This is a genomic window from Pseudomonas sp. 58(2021) (genome assembly GCF_017491585.1).
Classification (GTDB): Bacteria; Pseudomonadota; Gammaproteobacteria; order Pseudomonadales; family Pseudomonadaceae; genus Aquipseudomonas; species Aquipseudomonas fluorescens_BT.
In genome coordinates this window covers 141,222-154,261 of sequence record NZ_JAFGYZ010000005.1, presented here as the reverse complement: position 1 = coordinate 154,261, position 13,040 = coordinate 141,222, and the positions used below count along the sequence as shown (strand labels likewise).

Below are 13,040 nucleotides of genomic sequence, written 5' to 3'. Positions count from 1 at the left end.
CCGAAGGCCAGGATCTTTTGATCCCGTCCTTCGGCGTTTTCCCCGAATTTACGGGGGGAGGGCGGTAAGTGATTGTAATGCCGACAAAAAATTTTGAAATTTTTCAAAAATAAGTTTGACAGCCTTTCGATACGCCCTTAAGATTCGCCCCGTCCTCAGCGATGACATCAACGATGAGGGGCTATAGCTCAGCTGGGAGAGCGCTTGCATGGCATGCAAGAGGTCGACGGTTCGATCCCGTCTAGCTCCACCAATTTACAATTCGAAGCCTGGCCACACCGGCTTCGAAGCAATCAACACTCAGCGTTGATCAGTTGTATAGAAGGGTTTGCGTCCCCTTCGTCTAGTGGCCTAGGACACCGCCCTTTCACGGCGGTAACAGGGGTTCGAGTCCCCTAGGGGACGCCAGTTTTACAGAAGCGATGTTGCAAAATGTCGCTCCGCCGCGAGGCGAAAAATCCGGGGCTATAGCTCAGCTGGGAGAGCGCCTGCATGGCATGCAGGAGGTCAGCGGTTCGATCCCGCTTAGCTCCACCAATTTACACTTCAAGGTCTGGCCACACCGGCCTTGAAGCGATCAGCACTCAGCACTGATCAGTTGTATAGAAGGTTTGTGTCCCCTTCGTCTAGTGGCCTAGGACACCGCCCTTTCACGGCGGTAACAGGGGTTCGAGTCCCCTAGGGGACGCCACGATTACCCGCTCTGCGGGATTTATAAGGGTCATTCAATTATTGAATGGCCCTTTTGTTTGTCTGGCGTTTGGCCAAATCTCCTTTTTCCTTAAACTGTGCTTCAGACCAGCGGTCATATTTTCGACTTGCAGAATATTATTATGAGAATAATATTCTAATCGTAATATTCGGAGGCAACGATGAACGACAAAAAAGCTCAAACCCGCGAACGCATTCTCAAGGCTGCCAGCGCCGCGCTGATCCAGCGTGGCCCGGCCGAGCCGAGCGTGGGTGAAGTGATGGGGGCGGCCGGTCTGACTGTCGGTGGCTTCTATGCACACTTCGAAAGCAAGGACGCCATGATGCTTGAGGCGTTCAAGCAATTGCTTGGTCGTCGTCGCGACCTGATTGCCGACATGGACAGCGAGCTGACCGGTGAAGAACGCCGCGCTCTGGTGGCGGCGTTCTACCTGTCGCGCAAGCACCGTGATTCCAGCGATTCGGCCTGCCCGATCCCGGCGTCTATCGGTGAGTTGGGGCGGCTACCGGAGGCATTTCGCATAGCACTGAACGAACACTTGGAACTGATGATCGCGCAGTTGGCTTCAAGCCCTGAAGACACCGACAAAGCATTGGCCGACGTGGCCCTGATGGTAGGTGGCCTGGCGCTCGCAAGGGCGTTGGGCCCTGGGGATTTATCCGATCGATTGCTGCGCGCTGCCAAGTCGGCGGTGCGTTGACCTGAAGGCTACAAGCCCGGGGAGAGAGCGATGAGCACGTTGAAGTGGGTTCGCGGCGTTAATGGCACCTTGGGCTGGTTCGCACCGAAACTGGTGGCGAGCAAAATGCGGTTGGCGTTCATGACGCCCCGCGCGAATAAACCGCGGGACTGGGAATTGCCGCTGCTGGCCAAATCCGAACGCATCACCTTGCGCTTCGGTCTTTCGGCCCTGCGCTGGGGGCAAGGCCCGACCGTCTTGCTGATGCACGGCTGGGAAGGGCGGCCCACCCAGTTTGCCGCGTTGATCACGGCGCTGGTCGAAGCGGGCTACACCGTGGTCGCGCTTGATGGCCCGGCCCACGGTCGCTCGCCGGGGCGTGAAGCCAACGTGGTGCTGTTCGCCCGGGCGATGCTCGAAGCCGCCGCCGAATTGCCTCCGTTGCAGGCTGTCATCGGTCACTCCATGGGCGGCGCCAGCGCCATGCTCGCGGTGCAACTGGGGCTGCGCACCGAAACCCTGGTCAGCATTGCCGCGCCGGCCCGAATTCTGGGCGTGTTGCGCGGATTTGCCCGCTACGTCGGCATGCCGCCCAGAGCGCGTTCTGCTTTCATCCGCCAGGTCGAACAGGACGTCGGCATGCGCGCCGCGACCCTCGACGTCGCCCACTATCAATTGGATATGCCGGGACTGATCGTGCATGCCGAAGACGACACCTTCGTTTCGGTCAAGGAATCCCGATTGATCCACGAATCCTGGTTCGACAGCCGACTGCTGCGTCTGGAATCCGGCGGCCATCAGCGTGTACTGGCCGACCCTCGGGTGATTGATGGCGTGTTATCACTGCTCGCCGGGCGCAGCCTTCAGGCGCGGCAATCGGCGTAGTCATCCGTTACACTGCCCCGGTTGAATCATTTGACCGGGAGTAGGGCATGGGCTGGGATCGGGCAACGCCGTTTACCATTGATCTGCAAGTAGGCGCCGAGGACATCGACGGGCTGGGGCACGCGAACAACGCGGTGTACGTCTCCTGGCTTGAACGTTGCGCCTGGCGCCACTCGCAGCGGCTGGGCCTGGATCTGGTCGAGTACCGTCGCCTGGATCGGGCGATGGCGGTGGTACGGCACGAAATCGATTATCTGGCCGCCGCCTACGAAGGTGACGAACTGCAATTGGCGACCTGGATCGTCGATTGGGATCAGCGCCTGAAAATGACCCGTCACTTCCAGTTGATCCGCCCCAGCGACAACACCACGCTGCTGCGCGCCCAGACCACGTTTGTCTGCATCGAGCTGTCCACCGGCAAGCCCAAGCGCATGCCCGCCGAGTTCATTGAAGGTTACGGTCCGGCCATCCGGACAGCGGACATGGGTTTAACCCGCGAAACCCAGTAAACTGCCGCACGTTTTTCCTTGAGTGTGTGTTTCCATGCAAATTGCTCTGGCGCCGATGGAAGGGTTGGTCGACGACATCCTGCGCGATGTCCTGACCCGTGTCGGCGGTATTGACTGGTGCGTGACTGAGTTCATCCGCGTCAACGACCAGTTGCTGACCCCGGCCTATTTCCACAAGTTCGGCCCTGAACTGCTCAACGGTGCCCGTACCGCATCCGGCGTACCGCTGCGCGTGCAACTGCTGGGGTCGGATCCGGTGTGCCTGGCGGAAAACGCCGCGCTGGCCTGTGAACTAGGTTCTGAAGTGATCGACCTGAACTTCGGCTGCCCGGCCAAGACCGTCAACAAGTCCCGTGGCGGTGCGGTGCTGCTCAAGGAGCCGGAGCTGCTCAACCAGATTGTCGAACACGTCCGTCGCGCCGTACCTGCACACATTCCTGTCACCGCCAAGATGCGCCTGGGTTTCGACAGCCCGGACGGCTCGCTGGTGTGCGCCACGGCGCTGGCCGAGGGCGGCGCCGAACACATCGTGGTTCACGCCCGGACCAAGGTCGACGGTTACAAGCCGCCAGCGCATTGGGAGTGGATTCCGCGCGTGCAGGACGTGGTCAAGGTGCCGGTGTTCGCCAACGGTGACATCTGGAGCGTTGAAGACTGGCGTCGCTGCCGGGAAATCAGCGGTGTCGAAGACATCATGCTCGGTCGTGGTCTGGTGTCGCGCCCGGATCTGGCCAAACAGATTGCTGCCGCCCGTGCCGGCGAGGACGTCGTCGAGATGACCTGGGCCGAGCTGCTGCCGCTGATCCAGGACTTCTGGCTGCAAGCCAAAGCACAAATGACCGCTCGTCAATCACCGGGTCGTTTGAAGCAGTGGCTGGCCATGCTGACCCGTAATTACCCCGAGGCCACCGAGCTGTTTACCGTGCTGCGCCGGGAGACCGAGCCGGATCAAGTCTCGCGTTTACTGGGTTTGCCGGTCGCTGCAGCTGCCTGAAAAAAATCTTCAAATACGCTCTTGAAAACAAAACGCAGGTCCCTATCTAAGGGTTACGCGATGCCGAATTCGGGTCGCGGAGACAAAAAAACTTGCTGATTGTTTTCAGGAGATTTGAACCATGAGTACTGCATTTTCCCTCGCTCCACTGTTCCGTTCCTCGGTTGGTTTCGACCGTTTCAACGACCTGTTCGAAACCGCCCTGCGCAACGAGCCAGGCAGCACCTATCCGCCTTACAACGTGGAAAAACACGGTGACGACCAATACCGCATCGTCGTGGCGGCGGCCGGTTTCCAGGAAGAAGACCTGGAGCTGCAAGTCGAGAAAGGCGTGCTGACCATCAGTGGCGGCAAGCGTGATGCCAACGAAGGCGTCACGTTCCTGCACCAGGGCATCGCCCAGCGTGCATTCAAGCTGTCCTTCCGTCTGGCCGATCACATCGAGATCAAGGCCGCCGGCCTGAGCAACGGCCTGCTGAGCATCGATCTGCTGCGTGTGATCCCGGAAGAAGCGAAAGCCAAGCGCATCCCGATCAACGGGACGGAGAAGCCGGCGCTGCAACACTGATTCACTTGCAGAAACAAATCGTCTGAACAGGCGATAAGCCGCTGAATGAAGGCCCCGATACGTCGGGGCCTTTTTTGTGGGCGCAAGAAAACGATCTCAGGGTTTGCCGCTGCTTTGCCGGCTCTTTACAATCCGCGCCCACAAGGCCGGCACTCCCTATTTTCCGCCGGTCCCGGAGCCTTTCTCATGGACGAAATGGAACAGCGCTGGCTGTATGCGCTTTCTGCGCCTTTGGTCGCCCTGAATCCCGATGCCGATTACACCGCACCCACCTATTGCTTCGACCTCAAGCATGTCGATGTCGAAGGTGGGTGGGGCATTACCACTCGCCCGCAGCTGCTGGACATGTTGCGCACGGCTGACAACGGCCACGCCACGCGATTGAACGAAGCCTACCGTCAATGGGAGCGCTGCCTGCCTTCCGAGTGGCAAGCGCTGATCGAAACGCTGGACAGTCGGCAACGGGCGTTTTACGAATTGGCCAGCCGTACGTTCGGAGAGTGTGGCGTCGGTGGCATCCGCGCCTGGGATATCGGGCGCATGGGATTTCTGCTGCGCTCCGCAGTGCTGCACGGCTGGATCGACCTTACCGAAAGCCTCTGGTTACACGGTCGCATGGCGGCGCGTGCGCGGTATTACTACGACAGTTGGACCAGTTATCTGAACGCTTTTGTCATTGGCAAGGCCTTCTGGCATTGCCTCGGCAACAAGGATGAGGAACTGGCCCACGAGTATGACCGGCAGGGCGACTACATCGGCACGACGGTGGTCATCACGAAGCTGGATCGCGACGCTCGCGACCTATTTGCACAATTGCCTTGGGACATGCCCCTGCATCTGCCGGAACGCCCTGAGTCTCTGGGGGAGTTCGACTGGTCATGAGCTGCTGGATTCGCTTGGGTATCGAGCCCACCAAAGACAATGAAGCCATTCGTGGCGCCTATCGCGCGCGTTTGCCTCAGCACCATCCTGAAACCGATCCGGAAGGTTTCCAGGCCTTGCGCGAAGCTTATGAAATCGCCTTGCGCTTTGCCCGTGAAGACGAGGCCGATGCCGATGCGCCAGCCGACAACGAGTTGAGTGCCAGCGATCAGTTGTTGAGTGACTTCGATGCGTTGCTCAATGATCCTGCGCGTCGATTCACTCCGGCGGCGTGGCAGGCCTTCAATCTTGAGCTTGATCAAGTGCCGCTGGAAGTATTGGACGAGGTCTGCTGGCCTTTGCTGCGCGAGTTGCTCGACGCAGGTCCCATTTCCCACGTCTGCGCACGCTTGCTCGCCCAACGCATGGGATGGGCAAGCCGGGTACTCGATCTGGATTTCGAAAATGCCCGGCATGTCGATGAGTTCTTGCAGCGTATTGAGGCGTCGGACCCGTTCGATACGTCGCGGATGAGCGAATGGCCGGCCGTCGCGCAACTGGAAACGCTCTGGTATTTGCGCACGCTGAATCATCTCTACCGTAATGCGTCACTGGATGATTACCGCTTTTTCGCCAACCTTCACACCTGCGTGCCGCTACCGGCGGACGACGACCTGTTGCAGCGTCTGGCCATTGAGTTCAGTCAGGCTGGCATCGCCAGCAAAAGTCTTCTCGACGTTATCAACGAACGGCATCGGCTTGCGCCGCAGGATGTCGACTGGCTCTATCTGCTGGCGTGCCAGCGTAGCGCCTTGGGAATGGAAGAGTTGGCGCTTCAGGCCTGGGTACAGCTCTGGCGAGAACATCAGCACCCAAAGGCCGCCGACTGGCTGTTGGCACTGTGTGCCCGTCATCAACCCCAGCGTTTGCCGCTGTTGATTCAGGCGTTTGATCGTCTCGAGAATTTCCGTGACTGGTCCGATGACCTGAGTGATGTCACCCAGGAATATGGCAGCCCATCGCAACGCCCGGAAACACTGGGTCGCTGGTTTCGCGCCCGACAGCTTGAGTTGGATGACATTGCCGGTGCCTTCGTCGAATGGCGTATCAGTGGTGATGAATTGCCGTTGCTGGCATCGCTCATCGTCGCCAGCGATGATCCGCCATTACAGACGCTGTACCAGCACGCCTGGGCGCTGCACCGGGGTGATGTGCCCTTGCTGCAACGAATCATGAAGGCGCCGCAGGCTTCGGACATCCTTGATCAACTGGTGCTGGAGGGTTTCAAGTATCAGGCCGATCAGCAAATCTGTTGGTTGACTCAGGCGCCGATTCCGCTGGCACTGAAAGCATTTCTGGCCAGCAACTCGGCGCAACCTGAACTTGAGTCGGTGTTGAAAACGGGCGAACCGCTGGCGCTTTGTCTGCTGTGGATGCGTCGCTTGCGAGCCTACGACGCCCGTTCGTTGGCCCGACTGGATGAGGCATTCGGCCTCGGCAAGCAAGACACGCTGCTCGACGGACTGAAGTTGCAGGCACAACTTGCCGGACAAGGCATGTTGCTTCCCGCCCTCGATGGTTGTTGCGATGTGTGGGAATGGCATCGTCAGGCCCTGTATCTGCTGGCGACGCTCGACCAGCCGGTGCGCTGGCTGGGCGCGCAGTCGGCGCATTGCGTCGACTCGATGAATGTAGTGCGGGAGCATCCTCTGGCGCGTTTGCAACCGTTGCTCTGTCGGTTGAATCGCGAACAGGGCAGTGCCAGCGGTCTGCTCGGGTGGCTGCAAGCGGCAGATCCTGTGCATGCCATGCTTGCCCGTCAGCTGTTGAGCGCTCAGGAGGCGCTCGACAGTGCACGGTTGCTGGGCAACGACCGCTTGTTCGAGTGCATGCGCAGCGATATCAGGGCGTTCGATGACGATTTGCTCGGGCGCATGTTGCTGGGGGGCGTGCTGTATCACGATCCTCTGCTGGATGCCCAGCAGCGAAAATACCTGCTCGACAGGATTACCGAGGTCGTCAATCCACAGGACTGGTTCGATGGCTTCCGCCATGGTTTGATCAAGGGTGAGCCGCCGCATCCACCTTCAGCGCCTCTGGAAGAAGAAGGGATCAGCAGTGATGCTTTTGGGCTGGCTGTGGATGCGCTCAAGGGATTGGTGCGTTACGGCAGTGCCGGTGTGCCACGGCAGAAAATGCTGCTGCGCATGCAACGAGCCAAGGACAATCCCGAGAATGGCCTCGGTCTGCGTTTTGCCTTCAGCGCGCTGTTGTCGTGGAGTGAACGTTTGTTGCAGGCCAAGAGCGACACCCGACCGACGCCGGCTTCAGCGTTCTGGCGTTTGGGCTCGCGGTTGGGTCGAGGCGCATTCATCTGGCAGGTGATTGGCGCTGTGCTGATCACACCTTTGGCGGCGTTGCTCAGTGGTACGCCCGTGGCCGGTATCGTCGTGATGTTGTTGGGCGCAGCGTTTCTGCTCGGCGCGATTTTGCGTCGCTTGCATGACATGGGGCGAGGGATTCCCACCTTGCTGATCATCGCGGTGTTGTCGCCGGTACTGCCTTTCTTGCCGCTGATATTGTTCGGATTTCCCGGTGACACGTTACCCAATCGGTATGGCATGCCACCGGACAGTGTGGGGGACGACACACTGCCCGGCGGTTTGCAGGCCACGCTGCGACGGCTGATTGGTTAGAGGCGAAGTTGATCCAGTGCTTTGTTGAGTTGTGACCGGTGACTGGCAATTTCCTCCGATTGCTGGCTGCCGAGCACGGTGGTGAACGTGTCCAGCCAGTCGGCAATGCGTTCGCGATCGTCTCCCAGGCTTTGCGTCCACGCGCGCTCCAGCCTTGCCAGCAGCGTCCGGTTGGGCAGGGCGTCGCGGGGGTGGATTTTCAGGGCGGCGAGCCGGTCGTGACTGTTTTGTCGCGATTGTTCGTCGAGCCCGGTCGGGCTTCGGTCGATGCTGTGGCTGTGACGTTCGCCGCTGTCCAGCAGGTTGACGTCGACCTCGAGCAAGCCGTTGATGTCGTAGCTGAAACGCACGTCCAGAGCCTGGATCTGCTCGCTTGCAGTCACCGGTACATCAAAGGCATCAATGAAAATGTTATCGCGCACCCAAGGACGTTCGCCTTGGTAGACCGCGATGCGAATGCTCTCCTGTTTCGGATGCGTGGTGTAAAAGCGCTGCACCCTGGATGTCGGAATAACGGTATTGCGCTCGATGATCGGTGAAAAAGCACCGCTGATGCCTTCTCCGCGGCTGGTCGAAATTCCCAGGGTGTAGGGGCAGACGTCGGTCAGGATCAGTTCCTCAACCGCGCCATCGCGCGCCTTGCACGCCGCTTGCGTCGCCGCACCCAGTGCGACGATCGTGTCCGGGTCGAGGTGTCGGTAAGGCAGGCGTCCGAACAGTGTGGCCACCATCTGCTGCACCGCCGGCATCCGTGTGGCACCGCCCACCAGCACCAGGCTGTCGAGGTCTCGGGGCTTGAGCCGGGCGTCGCGCAAGGCCTGTTCGATGGGGGCGCGCAATCGGGTCAGCAACGATTCCCAGGCCTTTAGCGCTGTCGCTTCGTCCAGCGTCCATTCATACGAGCTGTCGCCATTGCGCCAGTTCAGGGTTTGAGTGCCCTCGGCGAGCTTGCACTTGAGTTGTTCAAGGGCGTCGCAAAGGCTGGCCAGATTCTGGGCTTCAATGTGCGCGGGGTTGAGCTGCCACGTCTTGAGGCAGTCCTGCAGTAAGGCCGCAGTAAAGTCTTCACCACCCAAAAAGTTGTCACCGGTGGACGCATGCACTTCAATCAGTGGCAACGCATATTCCAGCACCGTGACATCGAAAGTCCCGCCGCCCAGATCGAAGATCAGCGTGCGTTCGAATTTCTGTTCGTGCAGACCGTACGCCATCGCGGCGGCGGTCGGTTCGTTGATCAGCCGAGAAACTTTCAGGCCCGCCAGTTCGGCAGCGAACAGCGTGCGTTTGCGTTGCTCGTCACTGAAATACGCCGGCACGGAAATCACCGCTTCAGAAACCGGATGGCCGAGAAAGGCCTCGGCATCCTGTTTGAGTGAGCCGATCACCAGCGCCGAGAGTTCTTCCGGGCTGAATGAGCGTCCTCCCAGTTCCAGACGCTTTTCACTGCCCATGAAGCGCTTGAACGCGGCGGCAGTGCGTTCCGGATGTGTGGTCAGTCGGGCGCGGGCGGCTTTGCCGACCAGAATGGTGTCATCCTCATCGAGGCTGACGACCGAAGGTGTGAGCACGTCGCCGAGTGCGTTGGGGATCAACCGGGCCTGACCGTTCTGCCAGACGGCGATCAAACTGTTGGTGGTGCCAAGGTCAATGCCCAGCAGGGCCGGGCGGGAGAGGGTTGCATCCTGCATGATCGATCTCGAAACAGCGCGAAAAAACGCGACCCTACAGGTTGTCGCCAACCCTGGCAATTACCGGTCTGGCCTCAACACCGGCGCAATGCAACTGCAGGTGTCTGCTCACTCCAGCAAGGTTTTCAACACTTCCAGCGCCACCGGCCGACTGTGCAGATAGCCCTGATACAAATGGCAGCCCAGCCCTTGAAGGAACTCCAACTGCTCGGGTGTTTCCACGCCTTCGGCGATCACTTCCAGTTCCAGGCTGCGGGCCATGGCGACGATGGCGCGGATGATTTCGGCGTCGTTGGGATCGCTGGTGGCGTCGCGGATAAACGACTGATCGATCTTCAGCGTGTCCACCGGCAATCGCTTCAGATAGGTCAACGATGAATAGCCGGTGCCGAAATCGTCCATGGCAAAGCTCACACCGAGTTTTTTCAGGCGACGCATTTTGCTGATGGTGTCTTCCAGGTTCTGGATGACGATGCCTTCGGTGATCTCCAGTTTCAGCAGCGAGCAGGGCAGCCCATGGCTGCTCATGCTGCGCTCGATGCGCTCGACGAAGTCGTTCTGGCGGAACTGCCGGGGGCTGATGTTCACGCACAGGCTGAAGGCCAGAGGATCGATCAGCTTTTCGGCGATCAATTGCTTGAAGGCTTCGCACGCCTCATCGAGGATCCAGGTGCCAACCTCCAGAATCAGCCCGCTGTCCTCCAGCACCTTGATGAATTCGGTGGGCGATTGTGCGCCGAGTTCCGGGTGATTCCAGCGTACCAGGGCTTCGGCGCCGATGATGCGGTTGTCCCGGGCGTCCACTTGTGGCTGGAAATGCATGCTGAATTCGCCCCGGGACAGCGCCAGACGCAGGTCGGTCTCCATGCGCAGCCGTTCGCTGGCCGCTTTCTGCATGGTGTTGTGGTACATCTGCGTGGTGTTGCGCCCCGAATCCTTGGCACGGTACAGCGCAATGTCGGCGCGTTTGAGCAGGTCGGTCGGGGTCGAGCCGTGATCGGGAATCAGCGCCACGCCGATGCTCGGCGTCACTTGCAGGCGCTGGCCGTCGAGGAACATCGGCTCTGACAGCAACTCGCGAATGGTGTCGGCCAGCTCGCGTACCTGAGCGCTGACTTCGTTGCGCGTGCCTTCCAGACCGCTGAGCAACACTACGAATTCATCGCCACCGAGCCGCGCCACGGTGTCTTCCATGCGCACGCTGGCCTCAAGCCGCGCGGTGATGATTTTCAGCACCGTGTCGCCGACCGGATGGCCGAGCGAGTCGTTGATGTGCTTGAAGTGATCCAGATCGAGAAACAGCAAAGCGCCGCGCAGGTTGTGGCGCTTGAGCAGGGCGATCTGCTGGCTCAGGCGATCCATCAGCAGGGCGCGGTTGGGCAGGTTCGTCAGCGGATCGTGATAGGCCAGATGGCGGATCTGTGCTTCGGCGTTCTTCAGCAGGCTGACGTCCCGGGCGGTGAGCAGCAGGCACGCGGTTTCGTTGAGGGTGATCGGCTCTACCGAGACTTCCACCGTCAGGATCTCGCCGCGCTTGTTGCGCCCGAGCATTTCCTGATGGTGCACGCGGCCCTTGATCTGTAGCTCGGCGAGCAGTGCCGAACGCTGCTTTTCCTCGGCCCAGATACCCACCTGATACACGGTTTTGCCCACCACTTCGTCAGCGCGATAGCCGGTGAGGCGGCAGAAACCGTCGTTGACCTCCAGATAGCGTCCGGTGTCGCGTTCAGTGATGGTGATGGCGTCGGGGCTGGAGTGAAACGCCTTGGCGAACTTCTCTTCACTGGCCTTCAGCGCCGCTTCCGAGCGCTGTTGCTGGGTGATGTCGCGCAGCGTGGTGACAATGCACGGCTGGTTGCCGACGCTGATCTGGCGGCTGGAAATCACGCACGTCAACGATTGGCCGTCCTTGTGCTGGACGATGATCGCGACATTGCTCAGACCCTGTTCGCGGATCACCCGTTCGATGCGTTGCAGGCTTTTTGCCGAGGCGTCCCATAGACCGATTTCTTCGGCGGTGTGGCCGATCACGTCAGTGGCGCTCCAGCCGAAGGTCTGGGTGAAACTGGAGTTGATTTCGATGAATTCCCCGGTTTCCTGGCGCGTGACGCAGATCGGGTCGGGGCTGACCTGAAACAGGGTGGCGAATTTCTCTTCGGAAGCCACCAGGCGTTGTTCGCGTTCGACCTGATCGGTGATGTCGAGCAATGTGCCCGCCATGCGCAGCGGCGCGCCGTTTTCGTCGCGATAGAGGCGGGCGCGGCTTTCCAGGTAGCGCGAGCTGCCGTCCGGCAACTGCACGCGATACGTCAGCTGATAGTTGCCCGCCGGGCCCTCGCGCAGGCTGCGGTAGGCGTCGCGCATGCTGTCGCGCTCTTCGCCGGGCACGCCTTCAAAGAATTCATCGAACGATTCGTGAAACGGAATCGGTTCCAGTCCGTGCAATTGCGCGGCCCGCGCCGAGCCGTAAAGCATACCGCTGGGGATGTGCCAGTCCCAGGTGCCGAGTTGCGCCGAGTCCAGCGCCAGATCGAGGCGTTCCTGGCTGTCCTTGAGCGCATGTTCGGCGGCTTTGCGTTCGGTGGTGTCGAGAAACGTGCTCAAAAGGTAAGGCTGGCCCTCAAGCTCGACTTTCTGTGCGCTGAGAATACCGTCGTGGACCTGGCCGTTGCTGGCACGAAACTGCACCTCCATGCTGATCAGTTCACCCTTGGCCTTGGTCTTCTTGACCAGCTCCGCCCGCTGCTCGGGATGCACCCACAGGCCCAGCTCCAGTGTGGTGCGACCGATGGCGCTCTGCACCGGCCAGCCGAAGAGGCTTTCGAAATACTGATTGGCCTCGCTGATCAGGCCGTCTTCCTGGCGGGTCAGCAGCACCATGTTCGGGCACAGGTGAAACAGTGTCGCAAAACGTTTCTCCGAGCTGCTGAGGGCCTGTTCCCGTTGCCGCTGATGGGTGATTTCACGGATCACCCCGATCATTCGGGGGCGGCCATGCTTGTCCGGCAGCAGGCTGCCATTGATCTCCAGCCAGTGCAGGCTGCCATCGGGCCAGCGGATGCGATGGTGCATCGCCTGTTCCAGTGGCGCGCCGGCAATCACCGCGTGGAAGGCGCGAATGGTTTTTGCCCGGTCCTCCGGCGGCAGCAGGTCGAGGTATTCAAGATCTTCGGGCAGTGGTTGCCGTGGATCGAAGCCGAACAAGGCCTGAGTGCCCCGGGACCAACTGATCTGCCCGCGCTCGATGTCCCAATACCAGGCGCCGAGGCGGGCGCCGTTGAGCGCTGCGAGCAATTGCGGCGCGCTCTCCCAGCTCTGTTCGGAACGCCGTGGATCAATGGCCTGAATACGCGGCATCGGCGGAATACGGTCAACAGATTTCGGCATTGTTAAGGGGCCTTGAGCTGATTTGGGCATTAGGCACAGGGAACGGCAGCTCTATAGGAGT

At 60.2% G+C, this 13,040-nt stretch carries 9 protein-coding genes and 4 tRNA genes; 11 read left to right on the top strand and 2 right to left on the bottom strand.

Going from position 1 to position 13,040, the window contains the following annotated elements:
• The first annotated feature begins 177 nt into the window (after positions 1 to 177).
• From J5M72_RS07890 to J5M72_RS07840, 11 genes are all read left to right on the top strand, one after another.
• Positions 178 to 253, top strand: a tRNA-Ala gene (locus J5M72_RS07890).
• A gap of 79 nt (positions 254 to 332) precedes the next feature.
• Positions 333 to 408, top strand: a tRNA-Glu gene (locus J5M72_RS07885).
• Between the two features lie 53 nt (positions 409 to 461).
• Positions 462 to 537, top strand: a tRNA-Ala gene (locus J5M72_RS07880).
• 78 nt (positions 538 to 615) lie between these two features.
• Positions 616 to 691: transfer RNA gene (locus J5M72_RS07875), tRNA-Glu, on the top strand.
• 181 nt (positions 692 to 872) lie between these two features.
• Positions 873 to 1,412: a TetR/AcrR family transcriptional regulator gene (locus J5M72_RS07870; RefSeq protein ID WP_169429640.1), complete on the top strand. Its 540-nt coding sequence runs from the start codon at positions 873 to 875 to the stop codon at positions 1,410 to 1,412.
• A gap of 30 nt (positions 1,413 to 1,442) precedes the next feature.
• The gene (locus J5M72_RS07865; RefSeq protein ID WP_169429641.1) at positions 1,443 to 2,276 is read left to right on the top strand and encodes an alpha/beta fold hydrolase; all 834 of its coding nucleotides are present in this window, start codon (positions 1,443 to 1,445) and stop codon (positions 2,274 to 2,276) included.
• A gap of 47 nt (positions 2,277 to 2,323) precedes the next feature.
• Complete coding sequence (locus tag J5M72_RS07860) at positions 2,324 to 2,785, top strand: thioesterase family protein (RefSeq protein ID WP_169429642.1); 462 nt, start codon at positions 2,324 to 2,326, stop codon at positions 2,783 to 2,785.
• Positions 2,786 to 2,819: 34 nt separating this feature from the next.
• Positions 2,820 to 3,779, top strand: a complete 960-nt coding sequence (locus J5M72_RS07855; RefSeq protein WP_207865017.1) for a tRNA-dihydrouridine synthase — start codon at positions 2,820 to 2,822, stop codon at positions 3,777 to 3,779.
• Positions 3,780 to 3,900: 121 nt separating this feature from the next.
• Positions 3,901 to 4,347, top strand: coding sequence for an Hsp20 family protein (locus tag J5M72_RS07850; protein ID WP_169429644.1), 447 nt, complete (start codon positions 3,901 to 3,903; stop codon positions 4,345 to 4,347).
• A 186-nt stretch (positions 4,348 to 4,533) separates the two neighbouring features.
• Entirely contained in the window at positions 4,534 to 5,229 is a 696-nt protein-coding gene (locus J5M72_RS07845) for a DUF1266 domain-containing protein (RefSeq protein WP_207865015.1), read from the top strand.
• On the top strand, positions 5,226 to 7,904 hold the full coding sequence (locus tag J5M72_RS07840; protein WP_169429646.1) for a DUF805 domain-containing protein: 2,679 nt from the start codon (positions 5,226 to 5,228) through the stop codon (positions 7,902 to 7,904). Before J5M72_RS07845 ends, J5M72_RS07840 begins: the two co-directional genes overlap by 4 nt.
• Here the strand turns inward: J5M72_RS07840 and J5M72_RS07835 are convergent.
• On the bottom strand, positions 7,901 to 9,592 hold the full coding sequence (locus J5M72_RS07835) for a molecular chaperone HscC (protein ID WP_207865013.1): 1,692 nt from the start codon (positions 9,590 to 9,592) through the stop codon (positions 7,901 to 7,903). The genes J5M72_RS07840 and J5M72_RS07835 overlap by 4 nt on opposite strands.
• Before the next feature lie 108 nt (positions 9,593 to 9,700).
• Positions 9,701 to 12,979 (bottom strand): EAL domain-containing protein, encoded by a 3,279-nt coding sequence (locus J5M72_RS07830; RefSeq protein WP_169429648.1) that lies wholly within the window; start codon positions 12,977 to 12,979, stop codon positions 9,701 to 9,703.
• Between the last annotated feature and the right edge of the window lie 61 nt (positions 12,980 to 13,040).

Excerpts from the sequence above, each read along its gene's own strand:
- J5M72_RS07870 (WP_169429640.1), top strand. The coding sequence starts at position 873 with ATGAACGACAAAAAAGCTCAAACCCGCGAACGCATTCTCAAGGCTGCC.
- J5M72_RS07865 (WP_169429641.1), top strand. The coding sequence starts at position 1,443 with ATGAGCACGTTGAAGTGGGTTCGCGGCGTTAATGGCACCTTGGGCTGG.
- J5M72_RS07860 (WP_169429642.1), top strand. The coding sequence starts at position 2,324 with ATGGGCTGGGATCGGGCAACGCCGTTTACCATTGATCTGCAAGTAGGC.
- J5M72_RS07855 (WP_207865017.1), top strand. The coding sequence starts at position 2,820 with ATGCAAATTGCTCTGGCGCCGATGGAAGGGTTGGTCGACGACATCCTG.
- J5M72_RS07850 (WP_169429644.1), top strand. The coding sequence starts at position 3,901 with ATGAGTACTGCATTTTCCCTCGCTCCACTGTTCCGTTCCTCGGTTGGT.
- J5M72_RS07845 (WP_207865015.1), top strand. The coding sequence starts at position 4,534 with ATGGACGAAATGGAACAGCGCTGGCTGTATGCGCTTTCTGCGCCTTTG.
- J5M72_RS07840 (WP_169429646.1), top strand. The coding sequence starts at position 5,226 with ATGAGCTGCTGGATTCGCTTGGGTATCGAGCCCACCAAAGACAATGAA.
- J5M72_RS07835 (WP_207865013.1), bottom strand. The coding sequence starts at position 9,592 with ATGCAGGATGCAACCCTCTCCCGCCCGGCCCTGCTGGGCATTGACCTT.
- J5M72_RS07830 (WP_169429648.1), bottom strand. The coding sequence starts at position 12,979 with ATGCCGAAATCTGTTGACCGTATTCCGCCGATGCCGCGTATTCAGGCC.